At 56.2% G+C, this 18,256-nt stretch carries 14 protein-coding genes; 8 read left to right on the top strand and 6 right to left on the bottom strand.

Annotated features, from left to right (window positions below; translation table 11 throughout):
• Nucleotides 1-25 precede the first annotated feature (25 nt).
• The 6 genes from fhuB to hrpB all read right to left on the bottom strand — a co-directional run bounded on the left by fhuB (nucleotide 26) and on the right by hrpB (nucleotide 11,400).
• A complete protein-coding gene (gene fhuB / locus IP582_RS04075) occupies nucleotides 26-2,005 on the bottom strand; it encodes a Fe(3+)-hydroxamate ABC transporter permease FhuB (RefSeq protein ID WP_193795151.1) in 1,980 nt (659 codons plus the stop codon).
• Nucleotides 2,002-2,892: a Fe(3+)-hydroxamate ABC transporter substrate-binding protein FhuD gene (gene fhuD / locus IP582_RS04070; RefSeq protein ID WP_193795150.1), complete on the bottom strand. Its 891-nt coding sequence runs from the start codon at nucleotides 2,890-2,892 to the stop codon at nucleotides 2,002-2,004. The genes fhuB and fhuD overlap by 4 nt, the downstream gene beginning before the upstream one ends.
• Entirely contained in the window at nucleotides 2,892-3,689 is a 798-nt protein-coding gene (gene fhuC, locus IP582_RS04065) for a Fe3+-hydroxamate ABC transporter ATP-binding protein FhuC (RefSeq protein WP_125125298.1), read from the bottom strand. Before fhuC ends, fhuD begins: the two co-directional genes overlap by 1 nt.
• A 47-nt stretch (nucleotides 3,690-3,736) precedes the next feature.
• Nucleotides 3,737-6,004: a ferrichrome porin FhuA gene (gene fhuA / locus IP582_RS04060; protein ID WP_193795149.1), complete on the bottom strand. Its 2,268-nt coding sequence runs from the start codon at nucleotides 6,002-6,004 to the stop codon at nucleotides 3,737-3,739.
• A gap of 250 nt (nucleotides 6,005-6,254) precedes the next feature.
• Complete coding sequence (gene mrcB, locus IP582_RS04055) at nucleotides 6,255-8,792, bottom strand: bifunctional glycosyl transferase/transpeptidase (RefSeq protein ID WP_039078415.1); 2,538 nt, start codon at nucleotides 8,790-8,792, stop codon at nucleotides 6,255-6,257.
• 178 nt (nucleotides 8,793-8,970) lie between these two features.
• Nucleotides 8,971-11,400, bottom strand: coding sequence for an ATP-dependent helicase HrpB (gene hrpB / locus IP582_RS04050; protein WP_193795148.1), 2,430 nt, complete (start codon nucleotides 11,398-11,400; stop codon nucleotides 8,971-8,973).
• 137 nt (nucleotides 11,401-11,537) lie between these two features.
• Here hrpB and thpR point away from each other — a divergent pair, with 137 nt between their 5' ends.
• From thpR to panC, 8 genes are all read left to right on the top strand, one after another.
• The gene (gene thpR, locus IP582_RS04045; protein WP_039078413.1) at nucleotides 11,538-12,068 is read left to right on the top strand and encodes an RNA 2',3'-cyclic phosphodiesterase; all 531 of its coding nucleotides are present in this window, start codon (nucleotides 11,538-11,540) and stop codon (nucleotides 12,066-12,068) included.
• A gap of 12 nt (nucleotides 12,069-12,080) precedes the next feature.
• Entirely contained in the window at nucleotides 12,081-12,785 is a 705-nt protein-coding gene (gene sfsA, locus IP582_RS04040; RefSeq protein ID WP_193795147.1) for a DNA/RNA nuclease SfsA, read from the top strand.
• Nucleotides 12,786-12,965: 180 nt separating this feature from the next.
• On the top strand, nucleotides 12,966-13,421 hold the full coding sequence (gene dksA / locus IP582_RS04035; protein ID WP_001155227.1) for an RNA polymerase-binding protein DksA: 456 nt from the start codon (nucleotides 12,966-12,968) through the stop codon (nucleotides 13,419-13,421).
• Nucleotides 13,422-13,546: 125 nt separating this feature from the next.
• Nucleotides 13,547-14,443, top strand: a complete 897-nt coding sequence (gene gluQRS, locus IP582_RS04030; protein ID WP_193796180.1) for a tRNA glutamyl-Q(34) synthetase GluQRS — start codon at nucleotides 13,547-13,549, stop codon at nucleotides 14,441-14,443.
• Nucleotides 14,444-14,512: 69 nt separating this feature from the next.
• Complete coding sequence (gene pcnB, locus IP582_RS04025) at nucleotides 14,513-15,910, top strand: polynucleotide adenylyltransferase PcnB (RefSeq protein ID WP_222557120.1); 1,398 nt, start codon at nucleotides 14,513-14,515, stop codon at nucleotides 15,908-15,910.
• 68 nt (nucleotides 15,911-15,978) lie between these two features.
• Nucleotides 15,979-16,464: a 2-amino-4-hydroxy-6-hydroxymethyldihydropteridine diphosphokinase gene (folK, locus tag IP582_RS04020; RefSeq protein WP_193795146.1), complete on the top strand. Its 486-nt coding sequence runs from the start codon at nucleotides 15,979-15,981 to the stop codon at nucleotides 16,462-16,464.
• A gap of 117 nt (nucleotides 16,465-16,581) precedes the next feature.
• Complete coding sequence (gene panB, locus IP582_RS04015) at nucleotides 16,582-17,373, top strand: 3-methyl-2-oxobutanoate hydroxymethyltransferase (protein ID WP_107224038.1); 792 nt, start codon at nucleotides 16,582-16,584, stop codon at nucleotides 17,371-17,373.
• Nucleotides 17,374-17,384: 11 nt separating this feature from the next.
• Nucleotides 17,385-18,239: a pantoate--beta-alanine ligase gene (panC, locus tag IP582_RS04010; RefSeq protein ID WP_193795145.1), complete on the top strand. Its 855-nt coding sequence runs from the start codon at nucleotides 17,385-17,387 to the stop codon at nucleotides 18,237-18,239.
• Nucleotides 18,240-18,256: the final 17 nt, after the last annotated feature.

The following is an 18,256-nucleotide window of genomic DNA, read 5'->3' as shown; positions in this document are numbered from 1 at the left end:
GGCCGTACCGGCGATCCTCGGATTATCAGCTCTGCTTTCTCAGCAAATAGATAAAATACGGCGCGCCGATAAAGGTCGACAGCAGTCCTGCCGGGACCTGGTAGGGAAACATCATCATCCGCCCGCACCAGTCGGCAAACACTAACAGAAGCCCCCCCGTCAGCGCAGACATAACGATATGCGGCATGGTACGGCGAAAACCCATCATACGCGCGATATGCGGTGCCATCAGGCCAATAAAACTCAGCGGGCCAATGGTCATCGTTGCGGTTGCCGTTAACGCCGCCGCCAGCAGCAATAGCCCAATACGTGATGTGGTCAACGCCATGCCCACCGAACGCGCCGTATCACCGCCCAGCGGCAATACCGTCAGCCAGCGACGACATAACGGCACCAGCGCCAGGAGCACGACCATCATCAGGCCCGTACGCATCACCTGCTCAAAGGTCGCGTGATAGGTCGAACCGGAAATCCACGTCAGGATCTTCGCCATACGCGGATCGCCGCTTGCCTGCAACATCATCAACAGCATGGTGAACGCGGTACTGAGCGCCATCCCTGCCAGTAGCATACGGTGCGGCGAAAAGCCCCCGCGACCGGCGGCAATCAGAATGATCAGCAGCGTAATGGCCGCACCGAGACTGCCGGCTGGCATCAGCCAGCCAAACGCATTCCCCGGCACGAAGAACAGCATGACCACAACACCGAAGGCCGCTCCGGAGCTGATCCCCAGCACTTCCGGGCTTGCCATCGGGTTCCCCGTCAGGCGCTGAATAATACACCCGGCTACCGCCAGCATGATCCCGGCCGTCAGCGCGGCGATAATCCGCGGCAAACGCCACTGCATTAGATCGTCGAGCATCGTACCGCTAATCCAGCGCCAGCCTTCCGCGTCGCGTCCGAACGAAAGAGCCACCAGTACGCCCAGTAGCAATACAACCAGCCCGACTAGCGCAAACCATTGCACGTTTTGCCGTTCCATGGGGACATTGTCCCCGACATCCATCGAAGGCGCGCTCATGCTACGCAAACGCGGCAGCAGCCACAGTAACAGCGGCGCGCCAATCAGCGCCGTCATAGATCCTGTGGAGACCTCTCTCCATACGCGGGCAAGCCACAGGATAAGCTGGTCAGATAGCCAAAGAATCAGGGCGCCAATCAGGGGTGCGAGCATCAGACGCGCCAGCAGACGCCGCGCACCGAGCATTTTCGCCAACAAAGGTGCAAACAGGCCGATAAAGCCGATAATCCCGACCGCATTCACCAGCAATGCGCTGAGTACGATCGCAAGCGTAAGCGCGGCCAGACGTGCCATTGATAACGCGAGACCAAGATTGCGGGCAACGCCATCATCCAGCCCCATCAACGTTAATGGTCGCAGCAACAGCAGGGTGAGCACCACGCCGCCGATCAGCTGCGGCCACAGGCGCTGCACGCCGCTCCAGTCGGTCTGGGTAAGCGTACCGGTGCTCCACAGGAACATGCTTTGCAGCGCATCGTGGTGGAAAATCACCAACAACTGGTTGACCGCCCCGCAGTAGAGGCTCACTACCAGCCCTGCCAGAATAAGCGTCACCGGAGAAAGCCGTTTGCCCCAGGCAACCCCAAACACCAGCGCGCCAACCACACAGGCGCCGGCCAGCGCGGCAAACTGCGTGGTCAACGCGCCCGGAAGCGCCCAGAGCGTGACGATGGTGATGCCCAGTTGTGCGCCGGTAGAGACCCCGAGCGTTGTAGGTTCAGCCAGCGGGTTACGTAAGACCTGCTGGAACAGTACCCCCACCAGCCCCAGGCCAGCCCCGACTAACAGCGAAATCACCAGTCGTGGCAGCAGGCTGTAATGGAACAGCATCTGTTCAATCACATCAACGTTGGGCGAAAAAAGCGCCTGCCCCCACTCTGTACGGGGAAGTGCGGCATTCAAATTCAGCCAGGTTAGCCAGGCGCCAGCCATGAATAACACCGCCAGTAGCAAGCCCGGCAGTAACGCAAACGGTCTTCTCATGCTTTGCCCCCGAGTGCGTTATCCAGAACACGCACAAAGTGCATGGCAGAGAGCGTCGCGCCATAGAACCAGACGGCAGGTACGCGCTGGAATCGGCCCGCGCGAACAAATGGCATCGCCTGCCACAGCGGGGTCGCCATCAACTTACGCATATCAGCATCATTACCGTGGTCAAAACAGAGAACATCGACGTCTTTATACATCGCCAGGCGATCAATCCCCACGGCGGTGCTTCCCCAGAACGAGGTTTCCCCCTGCCAGGCGTTTTGAATACCAAACTCATCCAGGATTTCCTGGAACAGGCAGTTGCGGGTAAAGACCAGCATGTGGCGTGCATCCAGCAGCGTCATCATCAGCAACGGGCGTTCGCCACGCGGTCTGAAGTGCGGTTTTCTGTCGGCAATAAAGCTATCGAAGGTATCCAGATGCGCTTTTGCCGCCGCTTCCATATGGAATAGCTGTGCCATCTCGTTGAGGGATTTTCTTGCCGTCGCCAGCGGTTTCTTACCGTCGCTAAAATTGAACCCCTGCCCCGGCGCGATTCTCGCCAGTACATCGGCAGAGGGGCCATAGCCGGCAGACCAGACCAGGAAAGAAGGTTTCATCTGCGTAAGCAGTTCCAGATTGGGCTCCGTGCGCAGCCCAACGTCAATCACCCCGGCGGGGAGCGCAGGCTCATTCACCCACAGATTGTAATTGGGAATATCGGCAATGCCGTAAGGTTTAATCCCCAGCGCCAGCAGCAGTTCGACCGGCAGCCACTCCAGACCGACAATCCGCTGCGTGTCGATTTCCTCGGCCTGCGCGCTGCGCATCTGCCACAGCAAAGGAGAGAGCGCCATCATCGTCAACAGGCGACGACGGCTAATCAGGTTCAGGCCATCCATCAATAGACAAAGCTCACCGGGGCAGCACCTGACGGGTGAGGAAGAATCCCCATCGGGATACCGTAAATTTGTTCGAGAGTCTCCGCGCGCATGAGTGTATCCGGGGTCCCCTGGGCAATCATTTCACCGGCGCGTAATGCGACAAGGTAATCGCAATAGCGCGCCGCCATATTGATATCGTGTAACACGGCAATTACCGTCAGCCCGCGCTGCTGGCTTAAACGATGCACCAGCGCCAGCACGTCCACCTGATGAGCGATATCCAGCGCCGAGGTCGGTTCATCCAAAAGCAGACAACGGCTATCCTGTGCCACCAGCATGGCAATCCATGCACGCTGACGTTCGCCGCCGGACAGGCTATCAACCAGACGATGCGCCAGTGGTTTGAGTCCAACCAGCGCTATCGCCTCTTCCACTTTCTCTCTGTCAGCCACGCCAAAACGGCCCAGCGCGCCATGCCACGGATACCGACCAATCGCCACCAGTTCACGTACCGTCATCCCTTCTGCCTGCGGCAACTGCTGCGGCAGATAGGCCACCTTACGGGCAAAGGATTTACTGCTCCAACTTGCCAGCGGCTGTCCGTCGAGCAGAACATCTCCCTGCGAAGGCGGTTGATGACGCCCCAGCATTTTCAGCAGTGTGGATTTCCCTGAACCGTTATGCCCGATAAGGCCAGTGACTTTGCCAACCGGAAAGGTCAGAGAAAGGGGATGCAGCAGCGTGCGGCCAGGCACACTGAATGTGACGTCGGTGAGTTGAAATGTGGTATCGGGAAGCGCGTTGTTTTCCTGCATGAGTGCCAACTTTTAAAAGGGCACGGCGAACCGTGCCCGAAGAGAGATTAGAAGCGGAAGGTTGCTGTCGCCACCACCTGGCGCTCAGCCCCCCAGAAGCAACCATAGGTATTAAAGCAGCTTGCGACATACTCGCGATCGAACAGGTTGTTCACGTGTAACGCCACATTAGAGCCCGCCAGGCCTACACGCGCCAGATCGTAACGCACCAGTGCGTCAACTAACGTGTAGCTCCCCACTTTGAAAGAGTTCGCCGGATCGCCCTGGCTGGAACCGGTAAAGCGAGCGCCGGTACCCAGCGTCAGACCAGAGAGCGCGCCATCAAAGATGGTGTAATCGCCCCACAGGGATGCCATGTGTTTTGGCACCTGGGCAGGCGTGTTGCCTTTGTATTTGGTATCGGTAGTGTACTCAGCGTCGGTATAGGTATAAGAACCAACCACATTGACGCTGGCAGAAAGCGCCGCTTTCGCTTCAAGCTCAACACCGCGCGCACGGATTTCGCCGCCTTGAATGGACCAGTTTGAACCCGGAGTCGGATCGGGCATCAGGTTGTTGGTTTTGGTCAGTTGGTATAGCGCACCGGTCAGGACAATCGGACGATCTTTCGGTACGTATTTCACGCCCGCTTCGTACTGCTTGCCTTTAGACGGAGCAAAGATAGCACCATCTGCACCCGTCGTGGATGCCGGTTCGAAGGATTCGCTATAGCTAAAGTATGGTGTTACACCATTGTCGAACAGGTAGTTAACGCCACCGCGCCAGGTGAATTGGTTATCGTCGCGCTCGGGATGAGTGCCATAGTCACGGTTCAGGGAATCCTGCTTCGCCCAGTCATAGCGGCCACCCAGGGTCACTAATACCTTATCCCACTGCGCCTGATCCTGAGCATAAACACCGGTCTGTTTCTGTTTGAGCAGTACACGGTAAGGGCCAGACGGTCCATCATGCGCACCGAAATCAAAATCGCTCCGGTCAAGATTGTAGATATCAGACGGGGTGACAGAACCGGCGTAGCCAAAATAAGAGTCAATATCGTTGCGCATACGCATAAAATCGACACCCGTCAGCAGGGTATGATCAATAGCACCGGTAGCAAATTTGCTCTGCAGTTGGGTATCGACAGTGAAGGTCTGCAGTTTTTCGCGGTCAATCACATACTGACGGGTCAAAGCATGACCCCATTCAGATTGTGGGATTTTCGCACAAGGGCTTGCCTTAAGCGCATCTGAATCTTTGGTATATAGCGGATCAGAACACATACCGTAACCATAGACGCTATTCTGCGCGACTTTGTTTTCCGCGTAACGCAGGTTCTGGCGCAGCGTGAAGGTATCGTTGAAGCCATGTTCGAAGCTGTAACCCACCATTTTCTCATTACGGGAATAGGTGTTGTTCTTCGCGCCTTCGTTGAAGTCGGTCGGCAGACGGGAGCCATTTGGCAGCGGCTGAACGGTTCCCTCTTTGGGTAACCAGCCGTAGTAACCGGTATCCGGTTCGTTCTGGAAATAAGAGAGGAATGTGAAGTTCGTTTTGTCATCAGGACGCCAACTGAAAGACGGCGCAATGGTGTAGCGCTGCTCTTTTGCCCCTTCCTGTTGGGCGCTAGCGGAGCGCGCCAGACCGGTCAAACGATAAGAATAAACGCCGTCGTCATCCAGCGCGTCGCTAAAATCAAAACCTGTCTGGTACAGGTTATCGGTGCCCATCTTGAACTGCACTTCGTACAGCGGCGTCGTTGTCGGACGTTTGCTGACCATGTTCAGTAACCCACCCGGGCTGCTCTTACCGTACAACACAGAAGCCGGACCGCGCAGGATTTCAGCACGTTCGAGCATGTAAGGATCAATCACCGCGTCGTTATAGAAGTTGCCCTGCATCTTCATACCGTCGAGGTAGTTATTCTGGCTCTGACCATCTGCGGCAAAACCACGAATAACAAGATAGTCATAGGTGTTGGATGCGCCACGCGTCCCCACGGCGACACCCGGCGTGTAACTCAGCGCTTCCTTCACGGACTTAGGCTGATGCAGGGCCATCTCTTCGCTGGTTACCACGGAGATCGACTGCGGGGTTTTCTCAATCGGGGTGTCGGTTTTGGTCCCCGTCGCAGAGTGGCGCGCGGCAATCGTTGCCGCCGGGCCCCAGGCATTTTCCTGCCCCGCCGTGCTGCTGGAGGTTACGGTAACGGTTTCTTCAGGTTGGGTCGTTGCAGCCTGTGCATAGACAGACATGCCGCTAACCGCTGTGGCTACAACTACTGCGAGTTTACGCAGTGAGGTGTTGACTGGCTGAGCAGTTTTTAGACGCGCCATTGTTTGTTCTCTGACAATGAGTGAATGATAACGTAAACGATAATTATTATTATGACGGCAGCATAATATGCGAAGCGCCGACCGCATAGCAAGCGCTAAGCGGCCCTGCGCGGTGTGAGGGATTAATAAACAACCAGGTAAAAAGGATGGCGTTAAGAAGGAATTAAAAAGGATTTAAAACGAGGTTAAAGAGATGTTCCAGCCATGCCAAAATCAAAAACCCCCAGCCGGGCGACTGGGGGTTTGAGCATTAGTTACTACCGAACATATCTTTAATCCAGCCTGCGACACCGTCGCTCTTCTCTTGCTGCTGCGGTGGCTGTTGCTGAGGCTGCTGCTGTTGCGGCGGCGGAGTTGACTGATCGAACGGATTACCCTGCTGCGGCTGCTGCATCATCGGATTTTGCTGGCACAGCGTTTCCGGGCTGGTCGTCCAGACCGGCAGTGAACGCACACCGCCACCGCCGCAAATGAAGTTGCCCATGTCATCCACGCTCATGGTGGTGATATCTTCCGGCGGCGTCAGATCCAGCGGAATTGGCGACTGGTTTGCCAGATAGCGCTGATAGATAGCCATCGCCCCGCTCGCACCATACAGCTTAGTCGGCTGGTTATTATCACGCCCAACCCAGGTAATCGTCACTTCACGCCCGTCAATCCCGGCAAACCAGGTATCGACGTTGTTGTTGGTGGTACCGGTTTTCCCTGCCAAATGCAGCCCCGGATATTTCGCGCCGAGCTGGCGCCCGGTACCGCGCTGAATAACCTGTTGCATAGTCCACAGGGTCAAATAGGCCGCTTGTGCAGGCACCGCACGCTCAGACTGCGGATAACTCTGGTACAGCACCGTACCATCTTCTGCAATGACTGAACGCAGCGCAGACAACGTTGCGCGATTACCGCCGCTGGCGATGGTCTGGAACGCTTGCGCAACTTCAATCGGCGTCAGGTTGAGCGCCCCCAACAGCATGGACGGGTTAGCCGTTAACTGATCTTTAGGCGCACCTAATTTCAACCAGGTATCGGTCACCGCAGGCAGCCCCATTGCCATCCCGAGGTTAACTGTCGGCACGTTCATGGAGCGCGTTAACGCATCCACCAGCATCACCTGACCGCTAAACCGGTGGTCGTCGTTTTGCGGTGCCCAGACCTGACCATTGGACAGACGCAGTGAAATCGGCGCATCGGCAATGGAGGTGTTCAGACGGAATTTATCCGGCTGGCTTAGCGCTGTCAGGTAGGTCGCCGGTTTTGCCAACGAGCCGATAGAGCGGCGCGCCTGCATTGCACGGTTATAGCCCGCAAATTGCGGCGTCGCCCCGCCGACCATTGCACGGACTTCGCCACTGAAGCGATCCACAACCACCATCGCAGTTTCCAGATCGTCCAGTTTACGCTGCTTGATCAAGGCCGGAATACCTTCCACCGCCGCTTTTTCTGCCGCGTCCTGCGCAACAGAATCAAAGGTGGTGAAAATCTTCACGCCCGACAAGTCCTTCACTTTGTCATCGCCGAGTTTAGCCTGAAGCTCCTGACGGACCATCTGCATAAACGCAGGCTGCGGCGAAATCACGCCACCGCGCGGCTGCACGCCAAGCGGACGGGCGCTGAGCATGTCGTAAAGCTCCTGGTCAATCACCTTCTGCTCTTGCATCAGGCGCAGGACAAGGTTACGTCGCTCCAGGGCCAGTTTTGGGTTACGCCACGGGTTGTAGATTGACGCCCCTTTCACCATCCCGACCAACATCGCCTGCTGGTCGAGACTCAGTTCTTCCACCGGACGGCCAAAGTAGTAAAGGCTTGCCAACGGGAAACCACGGATTTCGTTATCACCGCTCTGCCCGAGGTACACTTCGTTCATGTACAGTTCAAGGATACGATCCTTGCTGTAACGGGCATCGACGATCAGCGCCATATAAGCTTCGTTAGCCTTACGCCAGTAGGAGCGCTCGCTGCTCAGGAACAGGTTTTTTACCAGTTGCTGGGTCAGCGTACTCGCCCCCTGCACCGTACGTCCGGCGGTCAGGTTCGCCAGCACCGCACGGCCAATCGAGTAAAAACTGATACCGTCATGCTCGTAGAAATGGCGGTCTTCGGTCGCCAGCAGCGTATCCACCAGCAGATCCGGGAAGCCACTGCGCGGGACAAACAGACGCTGTTCGCCGTTAGGCGAGGAAAGCATGGTGATCAAACGCGGATCGAGACGGAAGAAACCGAACTGACGGTTGCTGTCCATGTTCTCAATGCTATCGAGTCGGTCGCCATCAAATGTCAGACGAGCCCGGACCTGCCCTTCTTTGCTGTCAGGGAAGTCAAACGGGCGGCGGATCATCTCAATGCTTTTCGCCTGCACGGTAAACTCGCCAGGACGCGTCATCTTCGTCACCTGACGGTACTGTGTGGCTTCCAGCAGTTTGACCATCTCGTTTTTGCTGATGGGCATATCCGGCTCAAGGTTGACCATACGGCCATAGACGGCAGCCGGCAGTTGCCACACTTTGCCATCGATACGGCTGCGGATCTTCTGATCCAGGTACACGCCATAAATGGCCAGCAGCACCGCACCCACGATACAAATTTTCAACAGCAGCCAGAACCAACGGCGCTTACCGCGAGGTTTACCGCCTTTACCTTTCCCTTTGCGCGGCGCTGAGTCCTGCTCATCGCCATCATCATCTTCGTAATCGTCGTATTCCTCTTCTCTGACTCGACGACGACTTACTTTCTCTTTTGCCGGACGTGAAGGTCTGCTCTTACGTCCAATTGGCTCGCGGTCATTCCCCGCCATGCTCTCTCTCCGCAACATTCAGGCGCAAGGGCCTGATTCTCAGTTCTTCCGCCTCCAGGCAGAAGAAGAAATCTCTCAAAATAAACAGCAGATTTTCTCAACGAGAAAATCTTAGTGTCTGCACCCTCTCCCTGTGGGAGAGGGCCGGGGTGAGGGCATCAACCTGCTCCGCCCATAACTACGAATACTTTTTCGTGCGCCGCGTCGGTGCGGCATTTGCCGGATCGTCTGGCCAGACATGTTTCGGGTAACGCCCTTTCATCTCTTTTTGCACTTCACGGTAGGCGCCCTGCCAGAACGCCGCTAAATCGCGCGTAATTTGCAGCGGACGCTGAGCCGGGGAAAGCAGTTCCAGTACCAGCGCAATGCGCCCCTGAGCGATAACAGGCGTTGTGGCCTCACCAAACATCTCCTGCATACGCACCGCCAGAGCAGGCGGATTATCCTCATGATAACGAATGGCAATCCGACTTCCCGTCGGCACAGTGTAATGCCCAGGCAGTTCACTATCCAGACGTTGACGCAAAGGCCAGGGTAAGAAAGCTTTTAATGCTTCGCCCACATCCAGCGCTTTCAACGCGCGAAGCGAATGTACGCCCCCCATTTGCGGTAACAGCCAGCTTTCCAGAGAAGCCAGCAGCGAAGCGTCATCCACCGCAGGCCATGCCTCTTCCGGCAGCCATTTCGCCGCGCAATGTAAACGCAGACGAAGCTGTTTCGCCTCCGGCGTCCAGTTAAGGACATCCAGCCCTTTATCACGAATGCCGTTGAGCATCGCCTGGTGTAGTTCTTCTTCCGGAAGCTTCGCCAGCGGCTGAACCTTCACCGTCAATTGACCAATCCGGCTACGGCGAAATGCCTTTAAGGTTCCCAGCGCTTCATCCCATTCCACAGAGTCAGACGGCTCAACAATGTGCGGACAGGCTGCCATTAACCGATCAATGTCCAGCGGCAGCGCCAGCAAAATGCGGGCATCCGGCGACTGGCTCCCTTGTAACAGCAGTGGCGCGAGCAGCCATTCATGGCGATTAAGCGAGTTATCCGCGTCAAGCATTGCGCCCATTCCGTTTGCCAGTTGATAACGCCCGTCCTGGCCACGCCTGCGCGCAATACGGTCGGCAAAAGCACTGGCAAGCAACGGCGCCAACAGATCGCTATCCGGCTCCCCTTCCGCACTTTTCAACCGCCGGATCAACTGTCGGGCACGCTGCTGCCACTGGGGCTGATTGCGAGAAAAGGCAACGCTCAAATCGGTATCACCGCCGCGCGGCGGCTCTTCAAGAATGGCAGCCAGCTTCGCCGCCGTTGCCACCTCATCCGCACCGCTGGCGCTCGCTAACATCGCGGCCAGGCGCGGATCGTTACCCAGCGATGCCATTTTTTTTCCGAACGCAGAGAGGCGCTCGCCTTCCAGCGCCCGCAGTTGCGTCAACAACCGCTTCGCTGCGGCAAGGTTAGTCGCTGGCGGTAAATCCAGCCAGGTAAGCTGCACGGGATCCTGGCATCCCCACTGTAACAACTCCATCAACAGGCCAGACAAATCGCTTTGCAAAATCTCTGGCTCGCTCTGTGCCGCCGCCCTTTCAGCCTGTTCTTTGCCGATCAAATGCAAACAGATACCTGGTTCAAGGCGCCCGGCACGTCCGGCACGCTGTGTCATCGATGCCTGGCTCACGCGCTGAGTGACAAGCCGTGTTAACCCTGTTCGCGAATCGAAACGGGCCACCCGCTCCTGGGCGCTGTCCACTACCAGGCGAATGCCTTCGATGGTCAGGCTGGTCTCGGCGATATTGGTCGCCAGCACCACCTTTCGTTGCCCGACAGGCGGCGGAAGAATGGCTTTGCGTTGTTCATTGAGCGACAACGCCCCATACAGCGGACAGAGCAATACATCGTCAGCGACCCGGCTGGCCAGTTGTTCCTGCACACGCTGGATCTCCCCGACTCCCGGCAAAAACAGTAACAACGACCCCGATTGCGAACGCAGCAAATCGGCTGTTGCCACCGCGACCGCTTCGTCAAAGCGCTGATGGCTGTTTAAGGCCTGATAGCGCCGCTCGACCGGGTGCATACGCCCCTCGGAAACAATCAGCGGCGCATCCGGCAACAGGGTCTGCAGGCGGCTGTTATCAAGGGTGGCTGACATGACCAGCAGTTTCAGGTCCTCACGCAGTCCCTGCTGGACATCCAGCAATAGCGCCAGCGCCAGATCGGCCTGCAGGCTACGTTCGTGGAATTCATCAAGGATCACCAGACCAACGCCGTTCAGCTCGGGATCGTGCTGGATCATTCGCGTCAGGATCCCCTCAGTCACTACTTCCAGACGCGTATTCGGCCCAACACAGGCTTGGGCTCTCATCCGGTAGCCGACCGTGTCACCAGGCTGCTCATTAAGCAGCTCCGCCAGCCGTTGCGCCACGTTACGGGCAGCCAGCCTGCGCGGTTCAAGCAGTAAAATACGCCCGTCAATACCGCCCTGCTGCAACAATTGCAGCGGCAGCCAGGTTGACTTCCCCGCGCCAGTTGGGGCAGTTAGCAGTACCTGGGGAGCGTGTTGAAACGCATTGAGAAGGTCGGGCAATACGGCAGCAACCGGCAGTGAGGACACTCAAGGCTCCAGAGGATTCACATTGATAAGGACGGGGGCCAATTGTACATGAACTACGGCGCTTTGGAGCGCCGAAGCATTTGCGAGCATCCTCCTGCCATTGTAGCATCGCGACAAATCCTAACTGAGTGCCTGCCATGTCTGAATCGAAAAGGCTGTTTTTTGCCATCGAATTGCCCGACGCCACCCGACAGGAGGTGGTGCGCTGGCGGGCGGAACATTTCCCGCAGGATGCCGGGCGACCGGTTGCGGCAGCAAACTTACATCTGACACTGGCGTTTTTGGGGGAAGTGAGCGCGGAAAAACAACGGGCGCTGGAAACGCTGGCCGGTCGCATTCGTCAGCCAGGCTTTACGTTACAACTCGATGATGCCGGGCAATGGTTGCGTTCGCGCGTCGTCTGGCTTGGCTGTCGCCAGTCGCCACGCGGGCTGTTGCAACTGGCGGATATGCTGCGCGCTCAGGCTGCACGCAGCGGATGCTGGCAAAGTCCAACGCCTTTTCATCCTCATATCACCCTGCTACGCGATGCCAGTCATGCGGTCACGATACCGCCGCCGGGTTTTCACTGGACTTTTCCTGTAACAGAATTTGTCTTATATGAATCGCAGTTTGCCGGAGGACGTCTGCGCTACACGGCGTTAAACCGCTGGACGCTAAAAACATAAAAAGGATATGTCATGGAATTTTCTCCGCCCCTTAGATCCGCCACGCTTATTCAGCGCTATAAGCGGTTTCTTGCCGATGTGATCACGCCAGAAGGCGAAACATTGACAATCCATTGTCCCAATACCGGCGCAATGACCGGTTGCGCCACGCCTGGCGACACGGTTTGGTATTCCACATCAGAAAATACTAAACGCAAATATCCGCATACCTGGGAATTAACGCAAACCCAACAGGGCGCTTTTATTTGCGTTAATACGCTTCGCGCTAATACGTTAACGAAAGAAGCAATACAGCAAAACCGTTTGCCAGGACTGTCGGGTTACAGTGCACTGAAAAATGAAGTGAAATATGGTGCCGAAGGCAGCAGAATTGATTTTCTGTTACAGGCGGATGGCCGACGCAACTGCTATATTGAAGTGAAATCAGTAACGCTCGCCGAGCGGGAATGCGGTTTTTTCCCTGATGCAGTTACGCTACGCGGACAAAAGCATCTGCGTGAGTTAATGAGCGTAGCGGCCAGCGGCGACCGCGCGGTTATTCTGTTTGCCGTGCTGCATTCAGCCGTTGAACATTTTTCTCCAGCGCGCCATATTGATGAGAAATACGCACGATTGTTAAAGGAAGCACAAGGTCAGGGAGTAGAAATTCTGGCGGTAAAAGCGGAACTTTCTGCTACAAATATGACTCTGAGATTGCCGCTGCCTTTCACGATATAGGGCAGCGATTGACTAAATTGACTAATAAGTGTTCTGGTCGCGTGCGCAAATACGCTTTTCCTCACAGGCTTGTCAAGTGTTACGTTTAGATATTTGCCATCCGGAAAAGCATCTGCTATTTATAGCGGCCTGATTTTCCCCCAACACGGGGATCGATAGTGCGTGTTAAGGAGAAGCAACATGCAAGAAGGGCAAAACCGTAAAACATCGTCCCTGAGTATTCTCGCCATCGCTGGGGTGGAGCCGTATCAAGAGAAACCGGGCGAAGAGTATATGAATGAAGCCCAGCTGGCGCACTTCAGGCGTATTCTTGAAGCGTGGCGTAATCAACTCAGGGATGAAGTCGATCGCACCGTCACCCATATGCAGGATGAAGCAGCTAACTTCCCGGACCCGGTAGACCGTGCCGCACAGGAAGAAGAGTTCAGCCTCGAACTGCGTAACCGTGACCGCGAGCGTAAACTGATCAAAAAGATCGAGAAAACGCTGAAAAAAGTTGAAGACGAAGATTTCGGCTACTGCGAATCCTGCGGTGTTGAAATCGGCATTCGCCGCCTGGAAGCGCGTCCGACCGCTGACCTGTGCATCGATTGCAAAACACTGGCGGAAATTCGCGAAAAACAGATGGCGGGTTAATTCGCCTCTGACCGACAGCCGGTCAACCCCTCAGACGGCGCAGCGCTGATTCCAGCCTGCGCCTTCAAATCAGGCTGTGCTATAGTCGGGGAAAATTTCCCGTATTGTCGGCGTTTCCTGTCTTTATGTCTGACTCTCACTATATTGGGCGCTTTGCGCCGTCACCGTCCGGTGAACTCCATTTTGGCTCGCTCATTGCTGCACTTGGCAGCTACCTGCAGGCGCGCGCGCAGCAGGGTACCTGGCGAGTGCGTATCGAAGACATTGATCCCCCGCGTGAAGTTCCCGGTGCCGCAGACACCATCTTGCGCCAGCTTGAGCATTACGGCCTGCACTGGGATGGCGATGTACTCTGGCAATCGCAACGTCATGAGGCCTACCGCGACGCGCTGGCCTGGCTTCATACCCGTGGGCTGAGTTACTACTGTACCTGTACGCGGGCGCGCATTCAGAGCGTGGGCGGCACCTATGACGGCCACTGCCGTAGCGCTAATAATGGCCCGGAAAATGCGGCTGTACGTCTGGTGCATCAACATCCGGTGCTCCATTTTCACGACAGGCTACGCGGCGAACTCTATGCGGATGAAAAACTGGCGCGCGAGGATTTTATTATCCACCGCCGGGATGGCCTGTTTGCCTATAACCTCGCCGTCGTGGTTGACGACCATTTTCAGGGCATCACGGAAATTGTGCGCGGCGCAGATTTAATTGAACCTACGGTCAGGCAAATTTCGCTCTACCGACAATTTGGCTGGCCAGTGCCACAGTATGTCCATCTGCCGCTGGCGCTCAATGCGCAAGGGAATAAACTCTCCAAGCAAAACCATGCGCCAGCCTTGCCCGGTGGCGATCCGCGCCCCATAATAATCAGGGCGTTACAATTCTTAAACCAGAGCGCAACAAATGAGTGGCAGGATCTCAGCGTCGACGATTTGTTGAAAAATGCGGTGGCAAACTGGACGCTCGCTAACGTGCCCATTGCAGTGGATGTGAATACGGCATTCTCAAACGCCTCGCGCTGAGCTATGATTAGCCGCTATTTTTTTGTCCTTATTTTTTTGTCCTGACGTTTGACACTACCGAGGTGCACTATTTTTACCCGAGTCGCTAATTTTTGCCGTAAGGTGCTAAGTCGCGAAGAGAGCATGGTCGTTGAGGCTAGCGTACAACCTCAGATGACGGTTATCCCGCGTGAACAGCACGCTATTTCTCGCAAAGATATCAGTGAAAATGCGCTCAAAGTCCTCTACCGCCTGAACAAAGCCGGTTACGAGGCTTATCTCGTCGGTGGTGGCGTGCGTGATTTATTGCTGGGCAAAAAACCAAAAGATTTCGACGTCACGACGAACGCCACGCCGGACCAGGTGCGTAAATTATTTCGCAACTGCCGCCTGGTGGGTCGCCGTTTCCGCCTGGCCCACGTCATGTTCGGGCCGGAAATCATTGAAGTCGCCACCTTTCGCGGTCATCACGAAGATACCGAAGCCGACCGCACCACGTCTCAGCGTGGCCAGAATGGCATGTTGCTGCGCGACAATATTTTCGGTTCTATCGAAGAAGATGCTCAGCGTCGCGATTTCACCATTAACAGCCTTTATTACAGCGTTGCTGACTTCACCGTGCGTGATTATGTCGGCGGCATGCGCGATCTGGATGAGGGCGTCATTCGCCTGATTGGCAACCCGGAAACCCGCTATCGCGAAGACCCGGTACGTATGCTGCGCGCGGTGCGTTTCGCCGCCAAGCTGGGTATGAACATCAGCGCTGAAACGGCCGAACCGATTCCTCGTCTGGCCGCCCTGATTAATGACGTCCCCCCTGCGCGCCTGTTTGAAGAGTCGCTGAAATTATTGCAAGCGGGCTATGGTTTCGATACCTACATGCTGCTGCGCGAATACAACCTCTTCCAGCCTCTCTTCCCTACCATCAGTCGCTTCTTCACCGAAAACGGTGACAGCCCGATGGAACGCATCATTGCGCAGGTGCTGAAAAACACCGATACCCGCCTTCACAACGATATGCGGGTTAACCCGGCGTTTTTGTTTGCAGCTATGTTCTGGTATCCGCTGCTGGAAACCGCGCAGCGCATTACTCAGGAAGGCGGTCTGGCATATTACGACGCCTTTGCGCTTGCCATGAACGATGTGCTGGATGAAGCCTGCCGTTCACTGGCCATCCCGAAACGCATCACCTCGCTGATTCGCGATATCTGGCAGCTACAACTGCGTATGTCCCGTCGTCAGGGTAAACGCGCGTGGAAACTGATGGAGCATCCGAAATTCCGCGCAGCCTACGATCTGCTGGCCCTGCGTGCCGAGGTTGAAAACAACGGCGAACTGCAGCGGCTGGTGAAATGGTGGGGAGAATTTCAGGTTTCCGCACCGCCGGAGCAGAAAGATATGCTTGACGACCTGGGCGATGAACCCGCCGTTCGCCGTCGCCATCGCCGCCCGCGCAAACGCGCGCCGCGCCGTGAAGGCAGCGCATAATGTTATCCCTTTCAGGCCTGCCACGCGCAGGCCTGATGCTATAGAGAATGAAAAACGCAGGAGCCTGTATGTCCCCGACCCTTTGCTATATCGCCATCGGCAGTAATCTCGCATCGCCTCTGGAGCAGGTAAAGGCAGCGCTGGACGCCATTGGAGAGATCCCGCAAAGCCGCGTGGTCGCCGTCTCCTCGTTCTACCGCACGCCTCCGCTTGGCCCGCAGGATCAGCCTGACTATCTCAATGCCGCCGTCGCGCTGGAAACGACCCTTGAGGCCGAAGCGCTGCTTGACCACACCCAGCGCATTGAACTGCAGCAGGGGCGCGTGCGTAAAGCCGAGCGCTGGGGGCCACGCACGCTGGACCTGGATATCATGCTGTTTGGCGCTCAGGTTATTCAGACGCCGCGTCTCACCGTTCCACATTACGACATGAAAAATCGCGGCTTTATGCTGTGGCCGTTATTTGAAATTGCCCCTGCCCTGCGATTCCCTGATGGTATGACGCTGAGCGCCGCCCTCACAGAATGCGCAGCGGACAAACCTGCCTTGTGGTAAAACGCTTTTCTGGCGCTTCTGATGTGATCGGTGTTAAACGATTGCCTAAAATCATTGTTCACCTGAATGTTGCTGTTAGAATGCGCCAGAATTCGTTTTTAGCCATCAGGAAACGTTATGAAACCCACCACCATCTCCTGGCTGCTTAAGTGCAAACAGGAAAAAAAACGCTTCGCTACCATCACAGCCTACGATTACAGCTTCGCTAAACTGTTCGCCGAAGAAGGCATCAACGTGATGTTGGTTGGCGACTCGTTAGGGATGACGGTACAAGGTCATGATTCCACCCTGCCCGTGACGGTAGACGACATTGCCTATCACACGCGCGCGGTGCGCCGTGGCGCCCCTCATTGTTTGCTACTGGCCGACCTGCCGTTTATGGCGTATTCCACACCGGAGCAGGCCTTTGAAAACGCCGCCGCCGTGATGCGCGCCGGGGCCAATATGGTAAAAATCGAAGGCGGTCGCTGGCTGAGTGATACGGTGAAAATGCTCACCGAACGTGCTGTACCGGTGTGCGGACACCTGGGGTTAACGCCGCAGTCCGTAAATATCTTCGGTGGCTACAAAGTTCAGGGGCGCGGCGATGCCGGACAAACGCTGCTGGACGACGCGCTGGCGCTGGAAGCCGCTGGTGCGCAGTTGCTGGTGCTGGAGTGTGTGCCGGTTGAGCTGGCAAAGCGTGTCACGGACGCGCTGACCATTCCGGTCATTGGTATCGGCGCAGGTAACGTCACAGACGGCCAGATTCTGGTGATGCACGACGCGTTCGGCATTACCGGTGGTCATATCCCCAAATTTGCAAAAAACTTTCTGAGCGAGGCAGGCGACATGCGCGCTGCCGTGCGCCAGTATGTTGCCGACGTTGAGTCCGGGGTCTATCCGGGCGAAGAACACAGTTTCCATTAAGGAGTGCCGTTGTGTTGATTATCGAAACCCTGCCTTTACTGCGCCAGCATATTCGAAGAGCGCGTCAGGAAGGCAAACGCATTGCGCTGGTGCCAACGATGGGCAACCTGCACGATGGTCATATGACGCTGGTTGAGGAAGCCAAAGCCCGCGCGGATGTGGTCGTGGTGAGCATTTTCGTCAACCCCATGCAGTTTGACCGCGCCGACGATCTGGCTCGCTACCCGCGCACCCTGCAGGAAGATTGCGAAAAGCTCAATAAACGGAAAGTGGATTTTGTTTTCGCCCCTGCGCCAAATGATATTTATCCGCAGGGCACGGACACGCAAACCTATGTGGATGTGCCAGGTATCTCCACCATGCTTGAAGGCGCAAGCCGCCCGGGGCATTTCCGTGGTGTTTCCACCATTGTCAGCAAGCTCTTTAACCTGGTCCAGCCGGATATCGCCTGCTTCGGCGAAAAGGACTACCAGCAGTTGCAGCTCATTCGCAAAATGGTTGCCGATATGGGCTATGACATTGAGATTGTCGGGGTTCCGACCGTGCGTGCTAAAGACGGTCTGGCGCTCAGTTCCCGTAACGGCTATCTCACCGCCGATCAACGCAAAATCGCACCGGCCCTGAGCAAGACCATGAACGCGATGGCCGCAAAACTGAGCGCAGGCGATCGCAATCTCGAAGAGATCATTGCCCTGGCGGAACAGGAACTTAACGACGGCGGCTTTCGCGCAGATGACATCCAGATCCGCGATGCAGACACGCTTCTGGAGCTTGCGCAGACCAGCAAACGCGCGGTGATTTTGATGGCAGCCTGGCTGGGTCAGGCGCGTCTCATCGACAATAAAGTGGTTGATCTCCCCCTGTAGACAGGGGTTAAAAAACG

The organism is Citrobacter sp. BDA59-3 (assembly GCF_015167655.1).
Lineage (GTDB): Bacteria > Pseudomonadota > Gammaproteobacteria > Enterobacterales > Enterobacteriaceae > Phytobacter > Phytobacter diazotrophicus.
This window is presented reverse-complemented; position numbering and strand designations above follow the sequence as displayed.